Raw genomic sequence first — 25,933 nt, forward strand, 5'->3', positions numbered from 1 at the left:
GCGCATTGTCGCCGCGTGCCGATCGCCGTTCTGCCGGACCGGGCCGTGGATCCGCCCGTCGTACCGCCGAGCCTGCGCTCACCGTGACCTTGGCCATTCCGCTCACCGGGGACGCCGTTTCGCCGCAGGCACACAAACTGCTCACCGCGGTCCGTGAGCTGGTGGAGCTGAGCCGCGGCACGGTCACCGTGGAACCGGCCGTGCCCGCCGATCAGCCTCTCGCCGAGGGGCCTGAGGTGCGTCTGCTCACCGGGTCCCGGCAGGCGCTGCTGGACGGTGAGGCGCTGCCGCTCACCCGGCTCGAGTTCGACCTGATGCTGTACCTCGCCGAGCGGCCCCGCCGGGTCTTCTCCCGGGCGCAGCTGCTCGCCGCCGTCTGGGGGTACGAGAGGGCCGGAGAGCGCACCGTGGACGTGCACGTACGCCGGCTGCGCCTCAAGCTCGGCGCGAGCGTACCGGCGATCACGACGGTGTACGGGGTCGGTTACCGGCTGGCCGACGACGCCCGCATCGAGATCATGCCGCACGACTGACGGGTGATCACGCGCTTTCGCCAAGCTTGCCGCGAGCGAGGATCATGGACGAATGCGCGTCGTTCCCGTCACTTTCGAGAACCTGGTCGAGGGTCTCGCTGACCAGATCACGAGTCGGGAATCCGACAGCCGGGTGCGGGTGGCCGTCGACGGCCCCGGCGCCGCCGATCCGGCGCGTCTCGCCGACGCCCTGGTCGGCCCGCTGCGGCTCCGCGGCCGCCCGGCCGTCCGGGTGGACACCGGCGACTTCCTGCGGCCCGCGTCGCTGCGTCTGGAGTTCGGACGGACCAATCCGGACTCGTTCTACGCCGGCTGGTTCGACGAGGCCGGCCTGACGAGAGAAGTCCTGGTCCCGGCCGGTGCGGACGGCTCCGGCCGGATCGTGACCCGGCTCTGGGACGCGAGCACCGACCGGGCCGCGCGCCAGGCGTACCAGGAGCTGGCCGGCACCGCGATCGTGCTGGTCAGCGGCCCTCTGCTGCTCGGATCCGGCCTGCCGTTCGACTTCTCCGTCCATCTTGAGCTCTCGCCGGCCGCCCTGGAGCGCCGCACCGCCGAGGAGCAGCGCTGGACCCTGCCGGCCCTGCACCGGTACACCGCCGAGGTCGCCCCGGAGACGTTTGCCGACGTCGTCGTACGCCTCGACGACCCCCGCCGTCCCGCCCTCGTGATCGAGAGGTGAGTCTCGGCACAAGACCCGTGTGCCGAGTCCGTGGCGGATTCAACCACTGACAGTTATGCTCCGGTTACTTTTTCGCGGGGCTCCCGTTTGGGATCTCCGGCGGTGGGTATCGTCCGGCTCCACCGAGCCGGTCCGCGGGACGAGGATGACCTGCGGTAGATACCACCGGCTGGGGCTGAATGAAGGGCAGGGGGACTGCATGCTCGTCAACGGAGCGATTGTTGCGGGTAAGGGCGCTGGCTCGGTGAAGACGCGTTCGTCCGAGGAGACCGAGCAGATCCGGGTGATCCTGCGCAGCCGGTTCGACGAACTCAATGCCGAGTACGAGGAAGCCGCGGCGCAGAACCATCGACTCCGCCTTGTGGAGATCGGTGACGCGGCCGGCGACGACCAGGCCGACAGTGGATCCAAGACGGCCGAGCGCGACGCGGCCAGTTCGCTGCTGCGCACCCTGCTGGAGCGGCGGACGCAGGCGGAGCACGCCCTGCAGCGGCTGGACGCCGGCAGTTACGGCAACTGTGAGGGCTGTTCCCACCCGATCCCGGTGGAGCGGCTCGAGGTCTTCCCGTCCGCGACCACGTGCGTGAATTGCAAGGCGGTGCGCGAGCGCCGGGCGAGCTGACGTTTTTCCGGGGGCCCGGCTGAGGCCGGTTGGTACCCGGAAAACAACGACCACCTATTTCGAAAATCGTCATTGCCGCGCCGAAATGGGCACTCGTCAATGAGATCGTCGTCACCCCGGCGGCTGTCGAAGTATTTACTTCGACGGCCGTCGTTTCATTTCAGGAGCCACCTCCGGGCGGGATTAGACCTGATCATCGCGGGTATGCCGCTGATCGGTCATATCTGGCATAAGGAGCGAATCATGGCACTCAGCGATCAAGAGATCATCAGCTCGGACCCGGACGGCCTCGCCGGCGAAGGCCCGGCGGACGGCGGTGCCAACCCGACCGGCCGCGACGGCGGTGCGGACGGTGGCGCGGGCGAGGGCCCGGCCGACGGCGGCGCCGACCCGGCCGGGCATGACGGCGGCGCGGACGGCGGCGCCTCGGGCGAGGGCCCGGCCGACGGGGGAGCGAACCCCAGCGGGCGGGACGGCGGCGCCGACGGCAGCGCCTCTTGATGACCGCACTCTCCCGGGTCGTCGCCCTGGACGGCGACACGTTCGCCGGCGCCGTCTGGGGCCGTGAGCCACTGCTGTCCCGGGCCGCCGACCTCGGCGGCCCGGGCGGTTTCACCGGTCTGCTCGGCCCGGCGGACGTCGACGAGCTGCTCAGCCGGCGCGGGCTGCGTACCCCGTTCCTGCGGGTGGCGCGCCAGGGGGAGGTGCTGCCGGCGAGCCGGTTCACCGGAGGCGGCGGCGCGGGCGCGGAGATCACCGACCAGGTCCGCGACGAGGACGTCATGCGTCTGTACGCGGATGGCGCCACCCTGGTGCTCCAAGGATTGCACCGGCTCTGGCCGCCGCTGATCGCCTTCGCCGGTGAGCTCGGCGCCGAACTGAACCGCCCGGTGCAGGTCAACGCGTACCTGACGCCGCCGGCCAGCCAGGGATTCCATACCCACTACGACACCCACGACGTCTTCGTCCTCCAGGTGGACGGCGTCAAACGCTGGTGCGTGCACCCGCCGGTGCTGGCCGACCCGCTGGAGAAGCAGCCGTGGGGCGGCCGCGCCGACGAGGTGGCCGCGACCGCGCAGGGCGAACCGGCCCTCGACGTGGTGCTCGAACCCGGTGACGCGCTCTACCTGCCGCGCGGCTGGCTGCACTCGGCGCGCGCCCTGGGCGGCCGGTCACTGCATCTCACCGCCGGGATCCGCGGCCTGACCCGGTACGCCCTGGTCGAGGAACTCCTGACCCTGGCCGCCGCCGATCCCACGCTGCGCACCACCCTGCCGTACGGCCTGGACGTTGCCGACCCGGACGCGATCGAACCGGAGCTGGCGGCCACTGTCGCCGCCCTGCGCGACTGGCTGAGCTCGGCGGACCCGGCCGCGCTGGCCGGGCGGCTCCGCGACCGGGTCTGGCCGGCCGCCCGCCCGGCGCCGATCAGCCCGCTGGCGCAGCTGGACTTCGCCGACGCCCTCGCCGGCTCCGATGAGATCATCGTCCGGCCCGGCCTGCGATGGCGGCTGGCGTCCGTCCCGGACGACCGGGTGGAGCTGCGGGTTCCCGGCCGGGAGCTGACGTTCCCGGCATCGTGCGAGCCGGCCGTCCGGGCCGCTCTGGACGGAACCCCGCACGCGGTGGCCGGCCTGCCCCTGCGCGAGGCAGCCGACCGCCTGGTCCTGGCCCGCCGGCTGCTGAAAGAGGCGCTGGTGGTCCCGGCAGGCTCAGGCTGACTGGGCGAACTGGACCGCCGTGAACAGCAGGCCGGCGGTCACCAGCCCGGTCGTCAGCACCGTCGCCACCGCGGCCGTGTCCAGGCCGACGCCGCGGCGATCGGCCACCAGTTTCGCGGTGACCACGGCCAGCACCGGGCAGGCGAGCAGCACCAGCAGCGCCACCACCGGCGCGGCCTGGTGCCAGTCCCCGCCCGCGGCCTCGCCGGTCTGCCGCAGAGCGGTGTTCCCGATGACGCCGAGCACCCCGCCCGCGAACCCGAGGATGCCGAAGAGCACCGTGGTCCCGAAGGTGAGCGGCCGGGCCGGCGGCGTGTACTTCACCCGGGTCTCCACCTCGTCCAGGTAATCCTGGGCGCCGCGTTCGGAGCGCTGGCGCGGGATGCTGGCCGGCGGCAGGGTCCGCCCGAACCGTTCCGCGGCCGGGCCGACCCGGTGCACGAACTCCGACCAGAGGCCGGCCGCCCGCGCGTCGACGGTCTCCAGGTCACGTTGCGCCTCGCGGACGGCGTGCCGCGCTACGCGTACCTCGTCCTCCGCTTCCTTGACCGAGTCGGAGGCCGCGGTGGCGCGCTCGGCGTGCCACCGCTCGGCCTCCTCGCGCAGCGCCGCGGCGCGCTGGTCCAGCGTGGTGAGACGACGCAGGACGGTACGGTAGTCGGCCCGCTCGAAGTCGGACGGCTGCAATTCGCTCATGAGGTTCCGTAAGGGATGATGACCTCGGCGCCACGATGCACCGAGCGGTCGAAATGCAGGGCCCGCCAGGGCCGCGGGTACCAGTTCGGAGCGCCGGCGCCCGGGTAGAACGGCGCGAGCTCGCTGCCGTGCACGTCGAGGGCGACCCACGCGCCGATCGGATCGGTCCGGGACGCGTGCCCGCCGAGCGAGTCGCGCAGCAGGCCGGCGCCACGCCACCAGCCGAGCACGTGCAACCGTCGCTCCGGACCCTGGCGCAGCACGGTCCGCAGCTGGTCGGCGGCGGCCTTGCCACCGGGCAGCGCGTCGGCCGCGTAGATCAGGATGAAGTGCGGCCGATCGGCCGGCCAGGCCGCTGTCGCCTCGGCGGCGGCGTCCTCCAGCAGCCAGTCGACGTTCTCGCTGTCGTACCAGCCGCACTCCGGGATCCGGGCGTGCAGCGCCTCGGCGGCGGCCTGGGCGTCCTGGTCGAGGCAGACCACCGAGAAGCGGGCGCCGTCCGGCTCGAACTGCGCGGCGAGCGAGCGGGCCGCGGTGGCGAGCACCGCGCACGCCTCGTCGACCCGGGTGCCGAGCACGGCCAGGTTGCGGCCGGGCGCGCGGCGCAGCACGGTACGCGCGGAGCGTGCCGTCACGTCGATGGTCTCGCCGAGCAGGGCGATCGGCGCGGCCGGCGACTCGGACGGCCGCAGCGCCCGGAAGTCCGGGCTCTCCGCCAGGCGCGGCACCACGTCGCCGTCGAAGAGCCGGGGCGGCCCCAGCTCGGCCGGCCGTTTACGCCACAGCCGATGCTGCAGCGCGCTCCACTGGTCCCGGTCACCGGCCGCCGGCACCCGGACCACCTGGTTCGCCGAGGCCGCGCCGGAGTCGGCGTTGACCACGGCGTGGTAGCGAGGAAGCGTGTCGGCGGCGTTGTTCTGCTCGGCGAGCACCCGGCGGGCCTTGGGCAGCGCGATCCGCAGCGAGAACTGCGCGACCAGGGCGGGCCGGCCCCACAGCGCCTCGATGCCGGAGACGTCCTGGCTGGCGAGCACCAGGTGGATGCCCTGCGACCGGCCCCGGCGGGCGAGGTCCTCGAGCAGGTCGACGGCCTCGGCGGCCACCGCGTCCCGGCCGGAGAGCAGCACCTGGAACTCGTCGACCACCGCGACGATCCGCGGCCAGGAGCCTTCCGGGTCCTCGGCGCGCAGCTCGGCCAGGTTGGTGACCTCGTGCTGCTTGGCGGCGTCGGCCCGGCGGCGCAGCTCGCCGCCGAGGAACCTCAGCAGCGCCAGGCCGAACTCGCGGTCGGTGTTGACGTTGACACCGACCAGCCGGACGTGCGGCATCCAGCTCGGGTCCCGCCGCCCCGGCGCGAACCGGGCGAACGACACACCCTCCTTGAAGTCGAGCAGATAGAAGGCCAGCTCGGCGGGGGAGTACCGGGCCGCGAGCGCGCCCAGCCAGGCGTAGATGAAGTTGGTCTTGCCGGTGCCGGACGGGCCGGCGATCAGCGCGTGCGGCGGGTAGTCGCTGAGCGTCACCCGGACCGTGGAGCCCTGCGGGCTGTCGCCGAGCGGCGCGGTCAGCGCGGCCGCCGCGCTCTCCTGCCACTCCTGGCCGGCCTCCGGGAGCAGGCTCTCCAGCGCGACCGGCGCCGGACCGGCGGCCACCGCCTCGGCGATCTGCCGGCAGGTCGCGGTCAGCACACCCGGCGGCGGGCCGGGGTCCAGGCGGACCGGAAGATCGCCGGCGCCGGCCACCCGGGCGTCGTCGCCGGGCGCCGCGTGCACGAACTCGATGCCGGGACCGGGCTCCACCGCCAGCCCGTGGATGACCAGGTGCACCCCGCAGGCCGCGCCGGTACGCAACAACCGGTCCAGCTGGCTGCGCTCGTGCCGGGACAGCTCCGGCGCGCCCAGCAGCACTGCCACCCGCCACGGCTCCGGGCGCCGTTTGGTGACGGCGTGCAGTTCGCGCAGTGAGGCGTACTCGCCGGCCAGGACCTTCTCGTTGATCCGGCGGACGTGGCCGACCATGTCCTCGAGCAGGGCGGGAAGCTCGCTCGGGCCGGCGAAGGTGAGCACGCCCGCGGTGGCCAGGGGTGCGAAACCGGCCAGTCCGCCGCCGAGGTGCTCGGGGTCGTACCCGACGATCTGCACCATGCCGGCCGCACTGGTGCCCAGCGCGCGCAGCAGCAGGCTCGCGACCAGTTCGTCGGCGAGCCGGTCGTCGCCGCCGACCACGACGTGCCCGTGGTCGAGCAGCGGCACCAGCGCCGGAACCTCCGGCTGGTCGTCGTCCGGCAGCGGCTCGGCGGGTTCCCGGGGTGTGCCGGGCGCGGTCGCCCACGGGCTCGGTTCGGCCCGCTGGGTGCGCTCGGGGTGCGGATGCGGCGCCTCCGGCAGCAGCAGCCGGCCGACGCGCAGCTCGGCGGCTTTCGCCAGCGGGGTCACCTCCCAGCTGTGCCACGGCTCGCCGGCCGCACCGGGCGCGGCCCGATCGGCCGCGGCCGCCGCCGCGCCGGCGAGGGCCGCCAGCTCGGTGTCGTGCCAGGAGACGATGTCGGCGATCCGCTGGTCACGTGCCGCGGACAGCTTGCGCCGGCGGCCGGTCACCGCGTCGGTCACCCGGCGCCGGTGCTCGTCCGCGGCGGCCGCCGCCTGCTGTGCGTGCTGCAGCGCGGTCTGTGCGGCGCCGAGCGCGTGCGAGAGCCCGGCCCGGATCTCCATGACGCGCTGCTTGGTAGATTCCGACATTTCCTACCGTTTGGTCGTTTTCATGAGCGGTCCTCCTGGGAGTCGGCCCTCGGGCGTACCGGCTCGGGCGCATCGGGGTTCAGCGACCCGGCGTCACGGCCGAGCCTGGCCAGCAGGACGCCGGTCAGAACGCTCGCCGTCACCGCGTTGTCGGCGGGATGGTCGGGCTGTTGCTGCTGCTCCTTCATCGGTGCCCGGCAGATCCGGCCGATCAGCGTCTCCAGGACCGCCGGGGACGTGCCCGGGAGCAGCGACTTCACCCGGGCCTCGGCGGCGCTGCGCAACCGCGGAACGTCCTCCGGCCGCGGCTCGTGACCGAGCAGATCGCCGGCGAGGCGGTGCAGCACCTGCGGTGTCAGCGCGGCCAGGCCGAGCCCGGTGGACGCGGACACCGCGTGCAGTTCCCGCCCGAGACGAGCGCGGTCACCGGCCCGCACGCCGGCGGCGACCCGCCTGAGCAGCTCGGACGAGCCGGTCTTCTCCGGTTGCTGTCCCTCTTGCCGCTCCGGGGCCGGCTCGCCGGTCAGCTCGGCCACCCGCGCCTGCCACCACGGTCCCAGCGACTCGGATCGCTCAGCGGGAGGCTTCTCCGCCTGGCGGCTCTCGTCGTGTTTCAGCGCGGCCCGCCACTCCTGCCCGGGCGCGGCACCGGGCGTCCCGGCCAGGCCGGCCGCCGCCAGGTAGGCCTCGATCGCGTCCTGCGCGACACGCACGGCCGCTGCCGCGCGTTCCGCATGCTCGGTGGCATTTCCCAGCACGGGTACGCCCAAATCGTCGACCGACTGCTCGCGCACCCAGTTGAGGATCTCGGTGGCGTTGCGGAGCCGCTCCATCGCGGCGGTGATCAGTCCGCTGGGTAGCTCGTCGGAGGTCGCGCGAAGCTGGGCGCCGAGTTCCTGCAGCAACGACATCGCGTCAGAGCTGCGCCGTGTAGGTCTGCGCCTGCTCGACCGCCACCAGCGTCGCGCCCAGGCACTCTTCCAACTGCTGGTCGGCCTGCGACAGGGAGGCGTGCGCCGCTCCGACCAGGTCGCTCGCGCTGCCGTCGAGGGCCGCCGCGAGGCTCTGCTGCGCCTCACCGAGTCGTTGCCGAGCCGCCTCGATCGCCGCCTGCCCCTCGCGAACCTGCTCAAGTGCGGCGTCCACGGCGGATCTGACTTCGGCGACACTGGCCACGCTTTGCAGCCTCCTGTTACGAAACTCTGCTTCCAGTCGCAGCCTACCGCCCGGTTCCCGCCCGGCCGTCCTCGGATGCCCTGATTTGGCAGTGGCCGGGGTTACCGGGGTTCGGTGTGGACGCAGTGCGAAAGTAGCGATCCGCCCTGGTGATCGCCGTGTCCATTGTGGATCATGGCGTAGGCGGCGCCACATCGGGGTCCTACCCGGTCAGGGCTAGATCCACTCCTCGGTGGGGTGGTGGCCCGCACACCTGGCGTGTCGCTGCGCCGCTTTCCCGGGTTTTCCCGCCCCGGGGGTACCGGGTCGCGCGCTGTCACCAATCGACTGCGCAGTGCGGCTCCCGGTTGCGTGCAACGGCCATCAGCGGGGGACCGCGGACGGGCCCTTCGTCTCGGCGCCCAGGGCCACGGCCCGCTCCCGCAGGCCGCGGTCGGCGGTGATCACGATGACGCGGCGGCCCTGTTCCGCGCGTACCAAGTCAATGATCTTGTCGTCGCCGGAGCGCGACGCGCGCTCGATGCGCACGCCGCCGGGAGCTTGCGGGATGTCCCGGGCCTGACCCTCGACGACCAGGATCACCTCGACCGGGGCCGGGACGCCGTCCAGGCCCGCGGCGGGCACCGCCGCGAGGTTGTCGCGGAGCCGGACCGCGGCACCCGCCCGATCGCGCCACCAGCCGTCCGGCACCGAGCCGACGACATTCGCCCCGTCGACGATGACCAGCGCGACGTTGACCAGCGGAACGCCGGATATCGGTGTCGGAGCGCCCGGCTCCTGGAACGCTGGGGTCAGGGACCCGCGATCGTTGGGGGCGGGCTCCGATGCCTTCATAGAGTTGAGCCTACGTCAGTCAACTTTTTGGCCGGAACGGGAATCAGGAGGTCGGTGAGAGCGCTGTGATCCCCGGCAACGTCAGTTAGTTGCCTGGATGGGCCGGGTAGGCCTACATCCGCCTGAGTGAGGTACCAGAAGGAAAGAGACCCTGATGAGCATCGGACCGTTCGGACCAGCTGGGTCCGGCAACTGGGACGACCTGTTCGCGCGCTTCTTCGGAGCGGCCGAGTCGCACCGGCCCGCGCAGCGCTTCGACATCGCGCGTTACATGAGCAACGACGCCCGGCAGGTCCTCGCCGACGCGGCGCGCCGGGCCGCCGAGCTGTGCGGCGGCGAGCGCGCGCTGGCCGACCTCGACACCGACCACCTGCTCTGGGCCGTCCTCCAGCAGGAGCCGATGAAGCAGACCGTGCGCCGCGCCGGCACCGACCCGGTCGCGCTGCTGGCCGAACTCGACGCCCAGCTCGACAGCGAGGTCGCCCGCACCGCCGCCGCGAACCGCCGCGCCGACATGAGCGCCGCCACCCGCGAGACGCCCGAGCAGGTCGCGTTGACCCCGGCCGCCAAGCGCGCGCTGCTGGACAGCCTGCAGATCTCCCGGGCCGTCGGCGCCTCGTACATCGGGCCGGAGCACATCCTGATGGCGCTCGGCCTGAACACCGATTCCGCGGCGGGACGGCTGCTCGCCGGCCGGCTCGACCCGCGCAACATGCCGCACCCGGAGACGTCCCCGGGCTCGGGCGGCGGTGGGCACCACCCGCACCCGAGCAACCCGAACACGCCGACGCTGGAGCAGTTCGGCGTCGACCTGACCGAGTCCGCCCGGCGCGGCGAGATCGACCCCGTGGTCGGGCGTGCCGACGAGATCGAGCAGGCCGTGGAGATCCTGTCCCGGCGTACCAAGAACAACCCGGTGCTGATCGGTGAGGCCGGCGTCGGCAAGACCGCGATCGTCGAGGGCCTCGCCCAGCGCATCGTGGACGGCGACGTCCCGCTGACCCTGCAGGACAAGCGGGTGATCCAGCTCGACCTGGCCGGCCTGGTCGCGGGCACCCGTTACCGGGGTGACTTCGAGGAGCGCCTGCGCAAGGTGATCGAGGAGATCCAGTCGTCCGGCGACGGGCTGATCGTCTTCCTCGACGAGATCCACACCCTGGTCGGCGCCGGTGGCGGTGGCGGCGAGGGCGGCGGCATGGACGCCAGCAACATGCTCAAGCCGGCGCTCGCCCGTGGCAAGCTCCGGGTGATCGGCGCGACCACCCTCGACGAGTACCGCAAGCACATCGAGAAGGACGCGGCCCTGGCCCGGCGGTTCCAGCCGGTCCTGGTCGGCGAGCCGACCGTCGAGGACACCGTGGCGATCCTGCGCGGGCTGCGGGACAACTACGAGGCGCACCACCAGGTCCGGATCACCGACGAGGCGCTGGACGCCGCCGCGGTGCTCTCCGACCGGTACATCACCGACCGGTTCCTGCCGGACAAGGCGATCGACCTGATCGACCAGGCCGGCGCGCGGGTACGCCTGCGGGTGAAGACCCCGGACGCCGGCCTGCGCGAGCGGGAGCGCCGTCTCGAGGAGCTGTCCCGCGACCGTGACCAGGCCGTCGCGGCCGAGAAGTACGAGAAGGCCTCCGAGCTCCGCGACGAGATCAACTCGCTGAAGGAGCAGATCGCCACGGCCGGTGTCGGCCCGGACGGCATCCCGCAGGTGACCCCGGACGACGTCGCCGAGGTGGTGTCGCGCTCCACCGGCGTGCCGGTCGCGCAGCTCACCGAGGCCGAGCGGGACCGCCTGCTCCGGCTGGAGCAGCACCTGCACGAGCACGTCATCGGCCAGGAGGACGCGGTCGAGGCGGTCGCCGAGGCGGTACGCCGCTCGCGGGCCGGACTCGGTGACGAGGACCGGCCGGTCGGCAGCTTCCTCTTCCTCGGACCGACCGGCGTCGGCAAGACCGAGCTGGCGCGGTCCCTCGCGGAGGCGCTGTTCGGCGAGGCGGACAAGATGATCCGGCTGGACATGAGCGAGTTCCAGGAGCGGCACACCGTGTCGCGGCTGGTCGGCGCCCCTCCCGGTTACGTCGGTTACGACGAGGCGGGACAGCTGACCGAGGCGGTGCGGCGGCGGCCGTACAGCGTGGTGCTGCTCGACGAGATCGAGAAGGCCCACCCGGACGTCTTCAACATCCTGTTGCAGGTGCTCGACGACGGCCGGCTCACCGACAGCCAGGGCCGGACGGTCAGCTTCAAGAACACCGTCCTGATCATGACGTCGAACCTCGGTTCGGATCTGATCACCGGCTCGTCCCGCAGCGTCGGGTTCGGTGCGGCCGACAACGGCCGGTCCGCCGACGACGAGCTCCGCGACCGGCTGGACCGCCGGCTCAAGGACTCGCTGCGGCCCGAGTTCATCAACCGGATCGATGAGATCATCATCTTCCGGCAGCTGGAGAACCAGCAGCTCCACAAGATCACCGAGATGATGCTGGGGGAGACCCGCCGCCGGCTGCACGCGCAGGACGTCCAGATGGAGATCAGCGACGCGGCCGTCGACTGGCTGGCCGAGCGCGGGTTCCAGCCGGAGTTCGGCGCGCGCCCGCTGCGCCGCACGATCCAGCGTGAGCTGGACAACCGGTTGTCGAAGATGCTGCTCGCCGCGGATCTGGCCCCGGGCCGCAAGGTCCGTGTCGACGTGGCCGACGACAAGCTGACCTTCGAGGTGGAGTCGGCGGTCTCGGCTCGCTGATGCAGAGATGAGAAAAAAGGGGGGCCCCGGGGCCCCCCTTTTTTCGTCAGGCCGCGGCGAGCTGGGCGGGCACCGCACCGATGCCGCTGAGATCGGGGTGGGCGGCCATCCAGCTGACGTATTCCTCGTTGCGGGCGATGACGTCCTGGTACGCCTCATAGGCCAGGTACATCAGGTTGGGGGCGCTGCGGGCGGCGGGGGAGTCGGGGTGCCAGCCGACGGCCGTGCGCCAGCGCAGGGGCGCGCCTTTGAACGGGCGGGACGTCAGGCCGACGGGTGGGCGGAACGTCGGCTGGCAGAGGCCGACCGCGAGGCCCAGCTCGACCATGTCGACACAGGCGCGGGGGTCGGTCTCCAGGACCTTGCGCGGTGCGAAACCGGCGCGGGCGCACGCCGCGGCGAAGCAGTCGGCGAAGCACCCGTCACCGGCGCCGGCGACCCATTGCTCCTCGGAGAGCTCGGCGAGATCGACTTCGGGTTCCTTGGCCTGCGGGTGGTCTTCCGGCAGCAGCGCGCAGACGGCGTCGACCGCGATGGTCTGCCAGACCAGGCCGTACTCGGCGGAGGGCAGGGCATCGCCGCAGACACCGACCTGGGCGAAGTCGAGCTTGCCGGCGAGGACCATGGTGGCCAGCTCGTCGACGTAGTACGACGCGTGGGTGGAGATCTGGGCATCCGGCTGGTTGGCCGAGAGGCGGTGCAGCAGGTGGGCCACGACGGGTCCGCCGATCGCGCCGATGCGATAGCGGCTCATCGTTTCGTGACCACCCGCTGCCAGTCGTGCGGCCTCGTCCTGCAGGCCTTTCATAGCCGGCAACAACACCCGGGCACGGGAGAGCACCAGCTCGCCCAGCGCGGTCGGGCGTGCGCCGCGACGGTCCCGGTCGAACAACGGGCCACCCAGCGTCCGCTCGATGCGCTGCAGTTGCGCGGTGAGCGCCGGCTGGGCGAGGCCCAGCTGCGACGCGGCCTTGGTGACGCTGCCGGTCTCCGCGATGGCGCAGACCACCTTCAGGTGCCGCAGCTCGAGGTTCATAGCGTGACGTTAGGACCAGAATGGGATCCACGGCTAGTCCTGGGAGAGCTGGAAAGATCGGCAACCCGTGACAAACATATTAACGAACAGGACAAGGTGGGCGAATCGCCCGCCGCTTAGGTTTAGTTACAGATCACGTACATATGTTTTACGGCCAGTGACCGCATCGCGGGCTTTGTCGACCACTCCGATGAGCGGGTCGACGACCTTGTTCCACGGCGGCGTCGACGGGGTCGCCGGGTGCGGGCGGGTCGGTGCCGCCTCCTCGGCCGTCTCCAGACGGTTGCCCAGCCGGACCAGATCCTCGGACGGGACCATCTGCGACAGCATCGGCAGCAGCTCCTCGGCGTCGGCGGCCACGTGCCGGCGGATCGCCGCGGCCGTGGCGTTGATGTCGTCGCCACTCAGCAGGTGCATCAGCGTCTGGTCCTCGGCGAGCTCGCGGTCGGCCAGCTCGTCACCGCCGGGCACGGCGGTGCGGATCGCCGGGTAGAGGTACTGCTCCTCGGCGCAGAGGTGCCGGGACGCGACCGCGACCAGGACACTCTTCACCTTGGGGTTGTCGGGCTCGGACTCCATCTTCGCGATGAGGCCGAGCAGCTCCTGGTGTTGCTTGTTCACGACATCGACGATGCTCCGCCCGGGAGTCTTGCCACCGGTCGGCGGGAGCGGGGGGAGATTGACTTCAGACACGGCCGTCGAGTTCCCCATCGGGATCGTTGTTACACCTTGCTGGTAAGAAGGGCGGATGGACACCACCGCCGTGGACGAGGTCGTCGGCCTCTGCCGTGACCTGCTGCGCATCGACACCACCAACACCGGGGACCCGCGGACCACCGTGGGCGAGCGGGTCGCCGCCGAGTACGTCGCCTCTCGTCTGGAGGAAGTGGGTGTCGAGACCACGCTCCTGGAGTCCGCGCCGACCCGGACCAACCTGGTGGCCCGCATCCCGGGCGCGGACCCGTCGCGTGGCGCGCTGCTGGTGCACGGTCACCTCGACGTGGTGCCGGCCGACCCGAGCGAGTGGTCGGTGCACCCCTTCTCCGGCGAGGAGAAGGACGGATACCTGTGGGGCCGCGGCGCGGTCGACATGAAGGACTTCGACGCCATGGTGCTGGCCGTGGTCCGGGAGTGGAAGCGGGTCGGTTACACCCCGCCGAGGGACATCGTCCTGGCGTACACGGCCGACGAAGAGGCCGGCATGGAGTACGGGTCGCAGTGGCTGGTGCGCAACCACGCGGGACTGTTCGACGGGGTGACCGAGGCGATCGGTGAGGTCGGCGGGTACTCGTACACGGTCAACGACGATCTGCGCCTCTATCTCGTGCAGACCGCCGAGAAGGGCCTCGACTGGCTGCGCCTGCACGCGCACGGCCGCCCCGGGCACGGCTCGTTCATCCACGACGACAACGCGGTCACCGCGCTCGCCGAGGCGGTCGCCCGGGTCGGGCGGCACCGGTTCCCGACCGTGGTCACGCCGACCGTGCGACAGTTCCTGGAGCAGGTCAGCGACGCGCTGCAGATCGACCTGGATCCGGACGAGCCGGAGCTGGCGATCTCGAAGCTCGGCCCGATCGCCAACCTGATCGGCGCGACCATCCGCAACACCGCCAACCCGACGCGCCTGGAAGCGGGTTACAAGGACAACGTGATCCCCGGCAAGGCGTCCGCCACGATCGACTGCCGGACCCTGCCCGGGCACGCCGACTCGTTCCTGGCCGAGCTGCGCGACATCATCGGGCCGGACGTCGAGATCGAGCACGTCCACCAGCAGTCCGCGGTCGAGACCAGCTTCGACGGCGACCTGGTCGATGCGATGGGCGCGGCTCTGCGGGCCGAGGACCCGGGCGCGCGTACGGTCCCGTACCTGATGTCCGGTGGCACCGACGCGAAGGCATTCGCCACCCTCGGGATCCGCTGTTTCGGCTTCGCGCCGCTGCGCCTGCCGCCGGACCTCAACTTCAGTGCGTTGTTCCACGGCATCGACGAGCGGGTTCCGACCGAGGGGCTAAAGTTCGGCGTGCGCGTTCTCGACCGACTGCTTCGAAACAGCTGAAATCCGGAAGGAACCAATTTCCATGTCTGACCAGAATGCGGAGCTCGACGCCGCCCTGGAGTCCGTGATCGAGGCGGCCCGGGCGCACCTCGTGGCCGTCAAGGCCGCGGCCGGCCGCATTGACGACGACGACGTGTGGCAGGCGTACGTCCACCTGAACAACGCGTCGTACGCGTACGACGAGAAACTTCTCGACGCGTTCGGTGAAGTGACGCCGTGGGATGTCGAGTCGATCGACCCGGACGAGGCGGACCACCGGTTCGGGCTGGTCGGGGCGGGAGCTGACGGCTCCGGCGAGGACCCGTACGACCAGGTGATCTCGGTGCGGCAGCGTCGTGACTACCGGGTGCCGAGCGTGGACGCGCTGCTGAAGGTGGCCGAGACCGCCCGCCGCGGCTCGGTGCCGGAGGACGAGGACGCCGGACCGATCGAGTCGGTCGGCGAGGCCGTGCTGGAGCTGCTCCAGGCCGGCGACGGTTCGCTCGCGTCGCTGGACGTTCCGGAGCTGGAGCCGCTCGACGGCCTGCTCACGGTCACCGAGGTGACGGCGCCGCTGGACCTCGAGGCGTTCGACGACGCCGACGGTTCGGGCCCGTTCGCCCCGGTCGACGGCGACCAGCTGGTCGGCCGCCTGGACGAGCACCCGTTCCTCCCGGACGACGAGGACGACCACGCGGGTCATAACCACTGAGTGGTACGACCGGACAGCCCGGCCTCAGTAGCTGAGGCCGGGCTGTGGGGTGGGCGTTGACGCCCGGCGGCGGCGGAGCATCACCTTGCGGGTGCCGTCGGCGAAGAGCTGGACCTTGGCCAGTTCCCACCCGGAGAACTCCGCCTGGATGGCGAGCTGCGCCGCGGCGGTCAGACGATCAACATGCGAAGGCAGCCGGAGCGGCGCGTATTCGTAGTCCATCGAACTAATATGCGTCAGCTGCCGAGTCCTGCACCAGCCCCGACACGCCCTCCGGGCGGCCACAACGCGGGCACGGCGGGCGGCGGCGCAGGTGATAGGCGTACGCCGCCGCGCCGAGTGCCGCACCCCACAGCGGCCACAGCAGCCCGGGGATGGTCGCGGCGTTCAGCCCGCCGTGGACCAGCATCTCCGAGCCCTCCGCGGTGTACAGCGAGATCGACCCGGAGAACACGAAGAGCGCCACCAGCGTCGCCGGGACGGTGGCCAGCCTGATCGGCACCTCGCGGCCGGCCAGGCCGATCATCCAGCGCGGGAACCGCTCACCCCAGCGCTGCGTGAGTCCCAGTGTCAGCACCGCGCCGGCCAGCGCGAACGTACCCAGCCCGGCACCGGCCCAGACCAGACCGGTCTCCTGCATCTCGGTCAGGAACTCGCGCTCGATGCCGAGTGGGATGCCGGCCGCCCAGGCCAGCCGGACCACGGCGTACAGGCTCGGGATGATCACCGCGATCCACACCGCGATCCGGCCCCAGCGGGTCGCCGACGCCGGCGTGGTCCAGCCGGTTCCGGACTCGGTCCGGCCACAGTCCTCGCAGGCCCCGGCCGCGCGCCGCTGCCGGCGCAGCACCGCCCGGACGATCAGCAGGCCACCGGCGACGGCGAGCACCTCGTTCGCGAGCGTCCAGGTGAAGATCTCGGCGTAGTCGATCGGCGGCCATCCGAACGGCAGCCCGCCGATCAGCATCGGCAGATATCCGGCGACGGTCAGCAGCCGCACGTCCGGGACCAGGACCAGCAGCGCGGCCGCCACCAGCCACAGATATCCGAGCAGCACCCGGCGCGGCACCGCCGGCAGCCGCTCGGCGCCGATCGCGACCAGGGCCGCCGCGGCGGTCAGCAGCACCACCGCGAAGATCGGTGCGCCGATCGCCGGATCGAGCGCGCGCAGCAGGCTGGCGGTGTTGTGCGGCGCGTCCGGTCCGTAGGGAAAACCGCTCCCGGTCACCGTCCACACCACCGCGAGAGCACCGTATCCGGCGGCCCAGACGGCCGCCGCCTTCTCTTTGACATCGGTCATACGTCGATGCTTGTCGCTGCGCGACCTGCGCGGATCCCCAGGCCGAGGGGCGCGTCCCCCTCCTGCGAGGGAGATTCTAGAGAGAGACAAACCCCGATTTGTACGCGAGAACGACCGCCTGAGTCCGATCCCGCACCCCGAGCTTGCCGAGGATGTTCGCGACGTGTGACTTGACCGTCTCGACGCCGAGCACCAGCCGCCCGGCGATCTCGGCGTTGGACAGCCCGTCGGCCATCAGCGTCAGCACCTCGGACTCCCGGGCGGTCAGTTCCGCGCCGCCGACCCGGCCGTCCGGCGGGCCGTAGGCGGCGGCCAGCCGGCGGACCGCGGCCGGGAAGAGCAGCGAGTCGCCCCGGGACACCACGCGGACCGCTTCGGTGATCTGTTCCGGCCGGGCGCGCTTCAGCAGGAAACCGCTGGCGCCGGCCCGCAGCGCCTCGTAGACGTACTCGTCGTTGGCGAACGTCGTCACGACCAGGACCCGGGGCGGGTGGGTGAGGCGTTCCAGCAGCAGCCGGGTGGCCTGGATGCCGTCCATCCGGGGCATCCGGACGTCCATCAGCACGACGTCGGGGCGCAGCCGGACGGCGGCCGGCAGCACCTCGGTGCCGTCGGTGACCTCGCCGGTGACGGTGAGATCGGGTTCGGCGCCGACGATGGCCCGCAGACCGGCCCGGACCAGGGCGTCGTCGTCGGCGATCAGGACGCCGATCATGCCGGGCCGATCGGGAGTGTGGCCTCGACCCGCCACTGGTCGCCGTCCGGGCCGGCGGACAGCTCTCCGCCGAGCAGGCGGAGGCGCTCGCGCATGCCGCTTATCCCGTACCCATGGCCGGTTTTGATCGGGGTGTTGATGGGGTTGGTCACCGTGATCGTCAGCTCCTCGTCCTGGCGGATGCGCAGCGTGGCGGGTCCGGAGCCGTGCCGGGCCGCGTTGGTCAGCGACTCCTGCACGATCCGGAACGCCTCCCGGGAGACCGCTGCCGGCACGTCCACCGGACCGATCTCGGCCAGCACCGACGAGGTGAGCAGCCGATCCAGATCGGTCAGGGTGGGCGCGGCCCGCCGGTCCGCGGAGAGATCGTCCCGGAGGACGCCGAGCACGGTGTCCAGCTCCTCGGCGGCAGCTCGCCCGGTCTCCTCGATCGCGCCCAGCGCCTGCCGGGCGAACGCCGGGTCCGCGTCGAAGACCGCCCGCGCGGCACCGGCCTGCAGGGTCATCGCGGTCAGCGCGTGCCCGACCGAGTCGTGCAATTCCCTGGCCAGGCGGTTGCGCTCGGCCAGCCGGCGTTCCCGATCCCGCTCGGCGGCGGCGCGCTGGGCCGGCGACGGGCCGAGCAGCGCCGGCGCCATCGTCGCGGCGAGCCGGCCCAGACCCGCGGCGGCGCCGGCCGCGACGACCAGCAGCAGGAGGCCGGCGAGAGCCCACCAGGGGTCGCGGCTGTCCAGCAGGCCGAGATCAAGACCGGTCAGCGCGCCCTCGGTCAGCCCGATCCGCTCGGTGAACGCGAACAGCGCCACCGGGATCGCGATCAGTGCGACCGCGCCGATCAGCCCGCCGGTGAGCAGGTGCAGGGCGAACCAGATCGCGGTACGCAGCCGGGTCTCCACCGCCGGCGGCCGAGTCCGATCGTGATCAGGCAGGTCGACGCCGAGCAGTGCCCGGGCCGCGGTGATCTCCAGCTCCCGGGTGCCGCCGAGAAACGGCGGTACCGCGGCCACCAGCACGGTGACCAGGGTGATGGCGATCGCGCCGGCCCGGTTCGGCTCGCTGTCCGCGATCATCTGGCCCAGCAGGCCGGCGGCGAGCACGTACGGCAGCAGCAGCACCCCGCCGAGCAGCAGGAACACGGTCCGGCGCAGGATGCCCACCGGTCACTCGTCGGCGTGCGGGTAACCGGTGCCCTCACGCTCCGGGTAACCGACGTCGATGGCCGAGACGTCGTCCAGCGCCATCGCGATCTCGGCCGGCAGGATCAGCTGCTCGCTGCGGAGCGCGCCCTGCAGCTGCCCGGCGGTCCGGGCGCCGAGGATGGCCGACGCCACACCGGGCCGGTCCCGGATCCAGGCGAGCGCCACCTCCAGCGGTGAGACGCCGAGGCCGCCGGCCGCTATCACCACGGCCTGCACGATGCTGGAGCTGCGCGGTTCCAGGTACGTCTGCACGAACGGGGCCATGTGCTCGGAGGCGGCCCGGGAGTCGAGCGGGCGGCCGTTGCGGTACTTGCCGGTCAGCACACCCCGGCCCAGCGGCGACCAGGCCAGCACGCCGAAGCCGAGCGCCGACGCGGCCGGCAGCAGCTCACGCTCGATGCCGCGCTCCAGCAGCGAGTACTCCATCTGGGCGGCCACGATCGGCGCGCGCCCCGGGTACGCCGACTGCCAGGTCGCCGCCCGTGCGGTCTGCCAGGCCGCGAAGTTGGACACCCCGACATACCGCACCTTGCCGCTGGTCACGGCGTGGTCCAGGGCGGCCAGGGTCTCCTCGAACGGGGTGTGGTTGTCGTACCCGTGTATCTGCCACAGGTCGACGTAATCGGTCCCGAGCCGGCGCAGCGACGCGTCGAGCGAGCGCAGCAGGTTGCCCCTCGATGCGTCCCGCGGCCGGTAACCGCGCGGGGTGAGACCGGCCTTCGTGGCGATCACCACCTCGTCGCGGGGGACGAGGTGGTCGAGCAGTGAGCCGATCACCGACTCGGCGTCGCCGTCGCCGTACACGTCGGCGGTGTCGATCAGGGTGCCGCCGGTTTCCAGGAAGATCTTCAACTGGGCGGCCGCGTCATCGGGGTCGGTGTCCCGTCCCCAGGTCATGGTGCCGAGCGCGAGCCGCGAAACCGCTAGCCCGCTTCGGCCGAGCGGTCGCTGGTGCATGAGTGAACCTTATTCAGACCTGGTCTTGTGCGGAATGCTCAAGTACCCGCGCGGCGCGTCGGTTACCGGACGGAAATATGCTTTGCGGTGACGGACCATGATCTCGGGAGGGCACGTGCGGCTCGGACTCAACCTCGGTTACCAGACAGCGTGGAGTACGCCCGCCGATCATCTCGCGATGGCGCAGGAGGCGGACCGGCTCGGTTACGCCGTGGTGTGGGCGGCCGAGGCGTACGGCTCGGACACCGTCAGCATGCTCGCCTGGATGGCCGGGCAGACGCAGCGCATCGATCTGGGCGCCGCCGTCATGCAGATCCCGGCGCGGACGCCGGCGATGACCGCGATGACGGCCGCCACCATCGACACCCTCTCCGGCGGGCGGTTCCGGCTCGGCCTCGGCGTCTCCGGCCCGCAGGTGTCGGAGGGGTGGCACGGGGTCCGGTTCGCCAAGCCGCTCGCGCGTACCCGGGAATATGTGGACATCGTGAAGCTGGCTCTCGCCCGGGAGCGGGTCGCCTATGCCGGCGACCACTACACGCTGCCGCTGCCGGACGGCGCCGGCAAGGCGATCAAGCTGGGGTTCCACCCGCTGCGGCCGGACATCCCGATCTACCTGGCCGCCGTCGGGCCGAAGAACCTGGAGCTCGCGGGCGAGATCGCGGACGGCTGGCTGGCGATCTTCTTCGCCCCGGACGCGGTTGCCGATTATGTCGGACATATCGCTCGGGGCCGAGAGAAAGCTGGTCGTGACATGACCGGCTTCGACATCGCGCCGACCGTGCCCGTCGTCCTCGGCGAAGACCTGAGCGCCTGCGCCGACGTCATCCGCTGGTACGCCGCCCTCTACATCGGCGGCATGGGCAGCCGGGAGCAGAACTTCTACAACCAGCTCGCCGTCCGGATGGGTTACGAGAAGGAGGCGAAGCTGGTCCAGGACCTCTACCTGAGCAAGCAGGTCGCCGAGGCCGCCGCCGCCGTGCCGCAGGAGTTCATCGAACGCACCTCGATCCTCGGCACCAAGACCCAGATCAAAAAACGCCTTCAGGAGTACGCGGCCGCGGGCGTCGGCACCCTCTCGATCAGCCCCTATGTCGGCGACCGCGAGTCGGGCATCGAGACGCTGCGCGTGGTCGCCGAGGCCTTCGCGGAGTCGGGTCTCTGATGGCGACCGTCCTGTTGCTCCGGCACGGCCGGACCACCGCGAACGCGTCCGGCGGGCTCGCCGGCCGGCAACCCGTCGAACTCGACGACACCGGGCGTGACCAGGCTGCCCGGGTCGGTGAACGACTGCGGAAACTGCCGCTGGCCGCCGTGGTCAGCAGCCCGCTGATCCGCTGCCGGCAGACCCTGTCGATCGCGCTGCCCGACGTCGCCGTCGAGGTCGAGGACGGCCTGATCGAGTGCGGGTACGGCGACTGGGAAGGGCAGCCGCTGAAGGAGCTGTCCAAGGATCCGCTCTGGCCGGTCGTCCAGCAGCACCCCAGCGCCGTCGTCTTCCCGAACGGCGAGGCGATGGCCGACATGTCCGCGCGGGCGATCAAGGCGATCCGGGACTGGGACGCCAGGATCACCGCCGAGCACGGTGCCGAGGCGGTCTGGGTGGCGTGCAGCCACGGCGATGTGATCAAGGCCATCGCGGCCGACGCGCTGGGCCTGCACCTGGACCAGTTCCAGCGGATCGTGGCCGATCCGGCGTCCATCACCGCGATCCGGTACACCCCGACTCGCCCGTTTTTGGTGCGCCTCAACGAGACCGGTGACCTGGCGTCCGTCGTACCCCCCAAGCGGGTGGAGAGCGACGCCGCCGTCGGCGGGGGTTCGGGAGGCGGCGCCGTCTGACGACGCTCCGTGACCGGTGGTTAGCCGCAGGGTAGGGGTCGTTGCGCCCTCGGCGAACCCGCGATGGTGACCCGCGCGGTTACCGGCACGGATGGCTAGGGTTGTCGGTATGACCCACCAAGTACATGCCTTCGAGCCGCCGGAGCGGTTCGTCGCCGGGACGGTGGGCGAGCCGGGGGACCGTACTTTCTTTCTCCAGGCCCGCGGCGGCGGCCGGGTGGTCAGCGTGGCGCTGGAGAAAGTTCAGGTGTCGCTGCTCGCCGAGAAACTCGAGGAGCTGCTCCTCGAGGCGAACAAGCGTTTCGGCGTGATCCTGCCGGACGGCATCCTGCCGGCCACGCACGACAACGAGCCGCTCGACACCCCGGTCGACGAGGAGTTCCGCGTCGGGACGCTGGGCCTGGCCTTCGATGTCGACACCGGCACCGTCGTGATCGAGGCGATCGAGGCCGGTGAGCCGGATGCCGATCTCTCCGGCAGCCCGCTCGACGAGGACGACGACGACGATGACGAAGAAGTCGAGGTCGACGTCGAGGACGACGAGGACGAGCCCGACGACGACCTCGACCGGCTGCGCGTGCGGCTCACCCCGGAAGCGACCCGGGCGTTCATCGACCGCGCCCGCCGCGTGGTCGCCGCCGGCCGGCCGCCGTGCCCGCTCTGCGGCCAGCCGCTCGACCCGGCCGGCCACCTCTGCCCCCGGCACAACGGTTACCACCGGTGACCGCGGAGCCCACGGCAGTGCTGGCCGAGGCGGACGCCCTCGAACTGCTCGGCCGTGGCGCGATCGAGATCGAGGGGCGTCTCGTCGACGCCTCCAACACCACGCTGCGTGCCGAGATCTCGCTGGGCAACCTGACCCGCCGCTGCGTCTACAAGCCGGTCCGCGGCGAGCGCCCGCTCTGGGACTTCCCGGACGGCACCCTGGCCGGCCGTGAGGTCTCGGCGTACCTGGTGTCCCGGGCCACCGGCTGGGACCTGGTCCCGCCGACGATCCTGCGCGACGGCCCGCTCGGTCCCGGCGCCCTCCAGCTGTGGATCGACGAGCCGGAGGACGTCGACGGCCTGATCGGTTTCGTCCCGGCCTACGACGTCCCGGACGGCTGGTTCCCGGTCGCTGCGGCCCGCGACGACGACGGCGACGCGTACGCACTGGCCCACGCCGACGACCCCCGGCTGGCCCGGCTGGCCATCTTCGACGCCGTCATCAACAACGCCGACCGCAAGGGCGGCCACGTGCTGTACCCGGCCACCGGCGGCGTGCACGGGGTGGACCACGGCGTGAGCTTCCACGTGGAGAACAAACTCCGCACGGTCCTCTGGGGCTGGACGGGCAAGTCCCTGCCGGACGACGGGGTGGCCGTGCTGCACCGCCTGCTGGCCGACCTGACCGGCCCGCTGGGCGAAGCCCTGGACGACCACCTCACGATCTCCGAGGTGCAGCACGTGACGCTGCGCATCAAGCGCCTGCTGCGAGCGCGCAGATTCCCGCAGCCACCTCAGGAATGGCCCGCGATCCCCTGGCCACCGATCTAGGTCCTGGCGTACCGAAGCCTGGCGGTCGGTGTTGGAGGTTTAGGTCACGTGGTGGGCAAACGTGGTCATGGGCTGGTTAGGCTCCGGGGATGGATGCTTGGACCGGTCATGACGTGCCCCGCCTGCCGGAGACTCCGGGGCTCTCGCCGCTGCGGCTCTTTGACACGGCGCGTGGCTCGGTCGAGCCGAGCACGCCGGCCGGGACCGCGACCATGTATGTCTGCGGTATCACCCCCTATGACGCCACGCACCTGGGGCACGCGGCCACGATGATCGCGTTCGACCTGGTCAACCGGATGTGGCGGGACGCCGGGCGGGACGTCGATTACGTGCAGAACGTCACGGACATCGATGATCCGCTGCTGGAGCGGGCCGCGCGTGACGGTGAGGACTGGATCGTTCTCGCGATGCGGGAGACAGCGCTGTTCCGGGAGGACATGGAGGCGCTGCGGATCATTCCGCCGGCGCACTACGTGGGTGCGGTCGAGTCGATCCCGCGCATCGTCGAGCACGTGGTCGAGCTGGTGGGCAAGGGCGCGGCGTACCGGCTCGAGGACGGCACCGGGGACGTCTACTTCGACATCAGCGCCGCGTCGAACTGGGGTTACGAGTCGCATCTGTCCCGTGCCGAGATGCTCGTCCTCTCCGCCGAGCGCGGTGGCGACCCGGAGCGAGCGGGCAAGCGTGACCCGCTCGACCCGCTGCTGTGGCGCGGCGCCCGTGACGGCGAGCCGGTCTGGGACGGCGGTGACCTCGGCCCGGGACGTCCCGGCTGGCACATCGAGTGCGCCACGATCGCGCTCGGGCTGCTCGGCGACACCATCGACGTGCAGGGTGGCGGCAGCGACCTGGTCTACCCGCACCACGAGTGCTCGGCCGCGCACGCCGAGGTGCTGACCGGCGCGCAGCCGTTCGCCCGGCACTACGCGCACGCCGGCATGATCGGCCTCGCGGGCGAGAAGATGTCGAAGTCCAAGGGGAACCTGGTCTTCGTGTCCCGGCTGCGCGGCGACGGCGTCGACCCGATGGCGGTGCGGCTGGGGCTGCTCACCGGGCATTACCGCACCGACCGGGAGTGGACCGACGAGGTGCTCAAGGCCGGCCTCCAGCGTCTGGCCCGCTGGCGGGAGGCGGCGGCCGCTCCGGCCGGGCCGTCCGGCGCCGGGCTGCTCGGCGCGGTCCGGGAGGCTCTCTCCGACGATCTCGACGCTCCGGCCGCGCTCGCGGTGGTCGACGCGTGGGTCGAGGCGGCTCTCGCCGGTGTCGGTGATGATGCCGAGGCGCCCGCGTTGATGGCCCGAACTGTCGACGCATTGCTCGGCGTCCGTTTGTAGACGACGTTTCGTTTCCGGCCCCCGTTCGCGGGGGCCTTTCGTCTTTTCCGGCCCGGTCATGCCTTTATCGGCGCGCGGGATGGAGATCCCCGGACGGACCCTAGACGCCTCTGACCAGCGGCGTAGGAAAAATCGGGAAAAAATGCACCATTGTTCTTTTATGAGCGAAAATCCGCGCGTTATCCCGCGGGAAGGGACAGACTGGGTCGGTCAAAACAACTCCGAAAGGAAAAATCATGCGTCGTACGGCTCTGTTCCTCGGGGGTCTCTTCCTGGCCACCGGCGCGAGCCTCGCGCTGGCCGGCCCGGCTCAGGCTCACGACGGCAACTGCAAGAAGGACCACGGCAACGCGGCTTCCATCAGCTCGCACGGCGACCGTGGCTCCGCGGCTTCCATCGGCACGAAGGGTGACCGTGGTTACGCGGCCGCCGCTTCGCTCGGCGACGACGACGACACGAACGTCATCGTCATCAACGACCGCCAGTTCTACCGCGGTCACTACTACGGTGGTTACGACTCCGCTTACTGGCTCGGCTTGGGCTTCGACTTCCACCTCGGTGGGGGCAGCACCTACTACCCCGGATACGGTCGCGGGGGCTGGGGCTGGGGCTTCGGTGGCGGCATCGGTATCGGTATCGGCGGCGGATTCGGTGGCGGCGGCGGTTTCGCCTACAACGCTGCTGTCTGATCCAGCCAACACAGCTACTGTCAGGCCCGGGACGCCGCCGCGTCCCGGGTCTGCCACGTTCTCAGCAGTTCAGATCAGCTCCGCGTCGTGCACCAGCAGGGCTATCTGCACCCGGTTGTTGAGGTCGAGCTTGGTCAGCAGGCGTGAGACGTGACCTTTCGCCGTCGGCACGCCCATGCCCAGCGCGGCGGCGATCTCCGCGTTGGACCGGCCATGGCCGACCAGCACCGCCACCTCGGTCTCCCGCGACGTCAGCTCGGCCAGCCGGGCTCGCGCTCGCGCCCGGCGGTTGCCGGCCGCCGGATCGGCCACGTGATCGATCAGATGACGGATCACCATGGGCGAGAGAGTCGCGGCACCGGCCGCGACGGTGCGCACCGCCTCCAGGATCTCCCGGGGCGGCGTGTCCTTGAGCAGGAAACCGCTGGCCCCGCCGCGCAGCGCCTCCAGAACGTACTCATCCACGTCGAACGTGGTCAGCACGATCACCTGAGGCGCGTTCGCCCGGCTGCGGATCCGGCGGGTCGCGACCAGCCCGTCGACCCGGGGCATCCGGATGTCCATCAGGATCACGTCAGGCCAGTGCGCGTCCGCCGCCGTCACGGCCTGCGCGCCGTCACCGGACTCGGCGACCACCTCAATGTCGTCGGACCCACCGACCAGAATCCGCAGACCAGCCCGGACCAGGGGATCGTCGTCGACGATCAGCAACCGGATCGGTTTGGCCAGCCCTGAGGTCGGCCCTGAGGTGGCCGGCGCTGAGGTGGCCGGCCCTGGGGTAGCCGGCCCTGGCGTGGCCGGCGTTTGGGTAGCCGGCCCTGGGGAAGCCGGCG

General features: G+C 71.6%; 27 protein-coding genes. 14 read left to right on the forward strand and 13 right to left on the reverse strand.

All coding sequences use genetic code 11. The annotated features are described in order from the left end of the window. Positions 1-83: 83 nt before the first annotated feature. The 5 genes from B0I29_RS06085 (at position 84) to B0I29_RS06105 (ending at position 3,558) form a co-directional block, all read left to right on the forward strand. Positions 84-533, forward strand: a complete 450-nt coding sequence (locus tag B0I29_RS06085) for a winged helix-turn-helix domain-containing protein (RefSeq protein ID WP_375790609.1) — start codon at positions 84-86, stop codon at positions 531-533. A gap of 52 nt (positions 534-585) precedes the next feature. Next, positions 586-1,215, forward strand: a complete 630-nt coding sequence (locus tag B0I29_RS06090; RefSeq protein WP_111647837.1) for a nucleoside/nucleotide kinase family protein — start codon at positions 586-588, stop codon at positions 1,213-1,215. A 199-nt stretch (positions 1,216-1,414) separates the two neighbouring features. Next, positions 1,415-1,837 (forward strand): TraR/DksA family transcriptional regulator, encoded by a 423-nt coding sequence (locus B0I29_RS06095; RefSeq protein WP_111647838.1) that lies wholly within the window; start codon positions 1,415-1,417, stop codon positions 1,835-1,837. A 243-nt stretch (positions 1,838-2,080) separates the two neighbouring features. Then, on the forward strand, positions 2,081-2,338 hold the full coding sequence (locus B0I29_RS06100; RefSeq protein WP_111648034.1) for a BatC protein: 258 nt from the start codon (positions 2,081-2,083) through the stop codon (positions 2,336-2,338). After that, a complete protein-coding gene (locus B0I29_RS06105) occupies positions 2,338-3,558 on the forward strand; it encodes a cupin domain-containing protein (protein WP_111647839.1) in 1,221 nt (406 codons plus the stop codon). Before B0I29_RS06100 ends, B0I29_RS06105 begins: the two co-directional genes overlap by 1 nt. On the opposite strand, the gene B0I29_RS06110 is transcribed toward B0I29_RS06105, so the two are convergent. From B0I29_RS06110 to B0I29_RS06130, 5 genes are all read right to left on the reverse strand, one after another. Further along, positions 3,550-4,254 (reverse strand): hypothetical protein, encoded by a 705-nt coding sequence (locus tag B0I29_RS06110; protein ID WP_111647840.1) that lies wholly within the window; start codon positions 4,252-4,254, stop codon positions 3,550-3,552. The two genes, B0I29_RS06105 and B0I29_RS06110, sit on opposite strands and share 9 nt — an antisense overlap. Further along, positions 4,251-6,992, reverse strand: a complete 2,742-nt coding sequence (locus B0I29_RS06115; protein WP_111647841.1) for an FtsK/SpoIIIE domain-containing protein — start codon at positions 6,990-6,992, stop codon at positions 4,251-4,253. The genes B0I29_RS06110 and B0I29_RS06115 overlap by 4 nt, the downstream gene beginning before the upstream one ends. A gap of 20 nt (positions 6,993-7,012) precedes the next feature. Then, on the reverse strand, positions 7,013-7,903 hold the full coding sequence (locus tag B0I29_RS06120; protein WP_111647842.1) for a hypothetical protein: 891 nt from the start codon (positions 7,901-7,903) through the stop codon (positions 7,013-7,015). Positions 7,904-7,907: 4 nt separating this feature from the next. After that, a complete protein-coding gene (locus B0I29_RS06125) occupies positions 7,908-8,168 on the reverse strand; it encodes a hypothetical protein (protein WP_111647843.1) in 261 nt (86 codons plus the stop codon). 363 nt (positions 8,169-8,531) lie between these two features. Then, on the reverse strand, positions 8,532-8,909 hold the full coding sequence (locus B0I29_RS06130) for a PIN domain-containing protein (protein WP_111648035.1): 378 nt from the start codon (positions 8,907-8,909) through the stop codon (positions 8,532-8,534). Positions 8,910-9,156: 247 nt separating this feature from the next. Between B0I29_RS06130 and B0I29_RS06135 the strand changes: the two genes are divergently transcribed. Next, complete coding sequence (locus B0I29_RS06135) at positions 9,157-11,748, forward strand: ATP-dependent Clp protease ATP-binding subunit (protein WP_111647844.1); 2,592 nt, start codon at positions 9,157-9,159, stop codon at positions 11,746-11,748. A gap of 46 nt (positions 11,749-11,794) precedes the next feature. Here B0I29_RS06135 and B0I29_RS06140 read toward each other — a convergent pair whose 3' ends face one another. Beyond that, positions 11,795-12,784: a LysR family transcriptional regulator gene (locus B0I29_RS06140; RefSeq protein ID WP_111647845.1), complete on the reverse strand. Its 990-nt coding sequence runs from the start codon at positions 12,782-12,784 to the stop codon at positions 11,795-11,797. Between the two features lie 126 nt (positions 12,785-12,910). Further along, a complete protein-coding gene (locus tag B0I29_RS06145; protein WP_311733580.1) occupies positions 12,911-13,405 on the reverse strand; it encodes a hemerythrin domain-containing protein in 495 nt (164 codons plus the stop codon). Positions 13,406-13,532: 127 nt separating this feature from the next. Between B0I29_RS06145 and B0I29_RS06150 the strand changes: the two genes are divergently transcribed. Further along, positions 13,533-14,840 (forward strand): M20/M25/M40 family metallo-hydrolase, encoded by a 1,308-nt coding sequence (locus tag B0I29_RS06150; RefSeq protein WP_111647847.1) that lies wholly within the window; start codon positions 13,533-13,535, stop codon positions 14,838-14,840. Between the two features lie 22 nt (positions 14,841-14,862). Beyond that, positions 14,863-15,531: a hypothetical protein gene (locus B0I29_RS06155; protein ID WP_111647848.1), complete on the forward strand. Its 669-nt coding sequence runs from the start codon at positions 14,863-14,865 to the stop codon at positions 15,529-15,531. A 24-nt stretch (positions 15,532-15,555) separates the two neighbouring features. Here B0I29_RS06155 and B0I29_RS06160 read toward each other — a convergent pair whose 3' ends face one another. The 5 genes from B0I29_RS06160 to B0I29_RS06180 form a co-directional block, all read right to left on the reverse strand. Then, positions 15,556-15,753 carry a DUF5703 family protein gene (locus B0I29_RS06160; protein ID WP_111647849.1) on the reverse strand — a complete coding sequence of 66 codons (198 nt, stop codon included), beginning with the start codon at positions 15,751-15,753 and terminating at the stop codon, positions 15,556-15,558. 4 nt (positions 15,754-15,757) lie between these two features. Next, the gene (locus B0I29_RS06165) at positions 15,758-16,831 is read right to left on the reverse strand and encodes a hypothetical protein (RefSeq protein ID WP_111647850.1); all 1,074 of its coding nucleotides are present in this window, start codon (positions 16,829-16,831) and stop codon (positions 15,758-15,760) included. Between the two features lie 76 nt (positions 16,832-16,907). Continuing rightward, entirely contained in the window at positions 16,908-17,546 is a 639-nt protein-coding gene (locus B0I29_RS06170) for a response regulator transcription factor (protein WP_111647851.1), read from the reverse strand. Continuing rightward, positions 17,543-18,703 (reverse strand): sensor histidine kinase, encoded by a 1,161-nt coding sequence (locus B0I29_RS06175; protein WP_245972258.1) that lies wholly within the window; start codon positions 18,701-18,703, stop codon positions 17,543-17,545. The genes B0I29_RS06170 and B0I29_RS06175 overlap by 4 nt, the downstream gene beginning before the upstream one ends. 3 nt (positions 18,704-18,706) lie before the next feature. Further along, on the reverse strand, positions 18,707-19,702 hold the full coding sequence (locus B0I29_RS06180; RefSeq protein ID WP_111647852.1) for an aldo/keto reductase: 996 nt from the start codon (positions 19,700-19,702) through the stop codon (positions 18,707-18,709). Between the two features lie 115 nt (positions 19,703-19,817). On the opposite strand from B0I29_RS06180, the gene B0I29_RS06185 reads away from it, so the two are divergent. The 6 genes from B0I29_RS06185 to B0I29_RS06210 all read left to right on the forward strand — a co-directional run bounded on the left by B0I29_RS06185 (position 19,818) and on the right by B0I29_RS06210 (position 25,100). Next, positions 19,818-20,864 (forward strand): LLM class F420-dependent oxidoreductase, encoded by a 1,047-nt coding sequence (locus tag B0I29_RS06185; RefSeq protein ID WP_111647853.1) that lies wholly within the window; start codon positions 19,818-19,820, stop codon positions 20,862-20,864. Beyond that, positions 20,864-21,541: a histidine phosphatase family protein gene (locus tag B0I29_RS06190; RefSeq protein ID WP_111647854.1), complete on the forward strand. Its 678-nt coding sequence runs from the start codon at positions 20,864-20,866 to the stop codon at positions 21,539-21,541. The genes B0I29_RS06185 and B0I29_RS06190 overlap by 1 nt, the downstream gene beginning before the upstream one ends. 109 nt (positions 21,542-21,650) lie before the next feature. Then, positions 21,651-22,265, forward strand: a complete 615-nt coding sequence (locus B0I29_RS06195; protein ID WP_111647855.1) for a DUF3090 domain-containing protein — start codon at positions 21,651-21,653, stop codon at positions 22,263-22,265. Then, on the forward strand, positions 22,262-23,077 hold the full coding sequence (locus B0I29_RS06200; RefSeq protein WP_111647856.1) for an SCO1664 family protein: 816 nt from the start codon (positions 22,262-22,264) through the stop codon (positions 23,075-23,077). Before B0I29_RS06195 ends, B0I29_RS06200 begins: the two co-directional genes overlap by 4 nt. An 89-nt stretch (positions 23,078-23,166) precedes the next feature. Next, the gene (gene mshC, locus B0I29_RS06205; RefSeq protein WP_111647857.1) at positions 23,167-24,411 is read left to right on the forward strand and encodes a cysteine--1-D-myo-inosityl 2-amino-2-deoxy-alpha-D-glucopyranoside ligase; all 1,245 of its coding nucleotides are present in this window, start codon (positions 23,167-23,169) and stop codon (positions 24,409-24,411) included. A gap of 236 nt (positions 24,412-24,647) precedes the next feature. Further along, positions 24,648-25,100 carry a hypothetical protein gene (locus B0I29_RS06210; RefSeq protein ID WP_111647858.1) on the forward strand — a complete coding sequence of 151 codons (453 nt, stop codon included), beginning with the start codon at positions 24,648-24,650 and terminating at the stop codon, positions 25,098-25,100. A 69-nt stretch (positions 25,101-25,169) separates the two neighbouring features. On the opposite strand, the gene B0I29_RS06215 is transcribed toward B0I29_RS06210, so the two are convergent. After that, positions 25,170-25,817: a response regulator transcription factor gene (locus tag B0I29_RS06215; RefSeq protein WP_245972303.1), complete on the reverse strand. Its 648-nt coding sequence runs from the start codon at positions 25,815-25,817 to the stop codon at positions 25,170-25,172. Positions 25,818-25,933 lie beyond the last annotated feature (116 nt).

The organism is Actinoplanes lutulentus (genome assembly GCF_003259845.1).
GTDB classification, from domain to species: domain Bacteria; phylum Actinomycetota; class Actinomycetes; order Mycobacteriales; family Micromonosporaceae; genus Actinoplanes; species Actinoplanes lutulentus.

What these genes read in the sequence shown, in the direction of transcription:
- B0I29_RS06090 (WP_111647837.1), top strand. Translation starts at nt 586, where the DNA reads ATGCGCGTCGTTCCCGTCACTTTCGAGAACCTGGTCGAGGGTCTCGCT.
- B0I29_RS06095 (WP_111647838.1), top strand. Translation starts at nt 1,415, where the DNA reads ATGCTCGTCAACGGAGCGATTGTTGCGGGTAAGGGCGCTGGCTCGGTG.
- B0I29_RS06100 (WP_111648034.1), top strand. Translation starts at nt 2,081, where the DNA reads ATGGCACTCAGCGATCAAGAGATCATCAGCTCGGACCCGGACGGCCTC.
- B0I29_RS06105 (WP_111647839.1), top strand. Translation starts at nt 2,338, where the DNA reads ATGACCGCACTCTCCCGGGTCGTCGCCCTGGACGGCGACACGTTCGCC.
- B0I29_RS06110 (WP_111647840.1), bottom strand. Translation starts at nt 4,254, where the DNA reads ATGAGCGAATTGCAGCCGTCCGACTTCGAGCGGGCCGACTACCGTACC.
- B0I29_RS06115 (WP_111647841.1), bottom strand. Translation starts at nt 6,992, where the DNA reads ATGTCGGAATCTACCAAGCAGCGCGTCATGGAGATCCGGGCCGGGCTC.
- B0I29_RS06120 (WP_111647842.1), bottom strand. Translation starts at nt 7,903, where the DNA reads ATGTCGTTGCTGCAGGAACTCGGCGCCCAGCTTCGCGCGACCTCCGAC.
- B0I29_RS06135 (WP_111647844.1), top strand. Translation starts at nt 9,157, where the DNA reads ATGAGCATCGGACCGTTCGGACCAGCTGGGTCCGGCAACTGGGACGAC.
- B0I29_RS06140 (WP_111647845.1), bottom strand. Translation starts at nt 12,784, where the DNA reads ATGAACCTCGAGCTGCGGCACCTGAAGGTGGTCTGCGCCATCGCGGAG.
- B0I29_RS06150 (WP_111647847.1), top strand. Translation starts at nt 13,533, where the DNA reads ATGGACACCACCGCCGTGGACGAGGTCGTCGGCCTCTGCCGTGACCTG.
- B0I29_RS06155 (WP_111647848.1), top strand. Translation starts at nt 14,863, where the DNA reads ATGTCTGACCAGAATGCGGAGCTCGACGCCGCCCTGGAGTCCGTGATC.
- B0I29_RS06160 (WP_111647849.1), bottom strand. Translation starts at nt 15,753, where the DNA reads ATGGACTACGAATACGCGCCGCTCCGGCTGCCTTCGCATGTTGATCGT.
- B0I29_RS06165 (WP_111647850.1), bottom strand. Translation starts at nt 16,831, where the DNA reads ATGACCGATGTCAAAGAGAAGGCGGCGGCCGTCTGGGCCGCCGGATAC.
- B0I29_RS06170 (WP_111647851.1), bottom strand. Translation starts at nt 17,546, where the DNA reads ATGATCGGCGTCCTGATCGCCGACGACGACGCCCTGGTCCGGGCCGGT.
- B0I29_RS06180 (WP_111647852.1), bottom strand. Translation starts at nt 19,702, where the DNA reads ATGCACCAGCGACCGCTCGGCCGAAGCGGGCTAGCGGTTTCGCGGCTC.
- B0I29_RS06190 (WP_111647854.1), top strand. Translation starts at nt 20,864, where the DNA reads ATGGCGACCGTCCTGTTGCTCCGGCACGGCCGGACCACCGCGAACGCG.
- B0I29_RS06195 (WP_111647855.1), top strand. Translation starts at nt 21,651, where the DNA reads ATGACCCACCAAGTACATGCCTTCGAGCCGCCGGAGCGGTTCGTCGCC.
- mshC (WP_111647857.1), top strand. Translation starts at nt 23,167, where the DNA reads ATGGATGCTTGGACCGGTCATGACGTGCCCCGCCTGCCGGAGACTCCG.
- B0I29_RS06210 (WP_111647858.1), top strand. Translation starts at nt 24,648, where the DNA reads ATGCGTCGTACGGCTCTGTTCCTCGGGGGTCTCTTCCTGGCCACCGGC.